Genomic DNA, 549 nt, shown 5'->3' with positions numbered 1-549 from the left:
GTTTCTTTACTCTGCGTGTGTCACTAACCAGCAGTTATGGATGTGTTTGTTTCGAGAAAAATCCAAAGGCAAAGTTTGCGATGAAATATTCTGAGCTTTTAGTCCTAGCTCAGCCAACCCTTCTTCATCCATCTTAAAGTGACGTTTATTGTTCGAGAACACAATCGTACCGCCTGCTCGTAACAAACGTTTCAAGTTCGTCATTAGCTTGATATGGTCACGTTGCACGTCGAATGACGTTTCCATACGTTTTGAGTTTGAAAACGTCGGTGGATCAATAAAGATAAGGTCGTATTCGCCTTTTGCATTTTCAAGCCACTGCAGACAATCAGCTTGCTCAAAGCGATGTTGGCGTCCAATACAACCATTCAACTGCATATTGTCTTTTGCCCAGTTCAGGTAAGTGTTTGACATGTCTACTGTCGTTGTTGAACGAGCTCCGCCAACTGCCGCGTGTACTGTTGCACTACCTGTGTAAGCAAATAGGTTCAAGAAATCTTTGCCTTGAGCCATTTCGCCTAAGCGACGACGTGTGATCTTATGATCTAG

General features: G+C 43.4%; 1 protein-coding gene. It reads right to left on the bottom strand.

What is annotated here, in order from left to right; translation table 11 throughout:
* Nucleotides 1-6: 6 nt before the first annotated feature.
* A partial coding sequence (locus tag R7R78_RS28815; RefSeq protein WP_225474931.1) for a class I SAM-dependent methyltransferase occupies nt 7-549 on the bottom strand: 543 nt, incomplete at its 5' end.

This window comes from Vibrio sp. 2134-1 (genome assembly GCF_033339495.1).
Note: the sequence above shows the minus strand (reverse complement) of the source record. Positions and strands in the feature narration are given on the sequence as shown.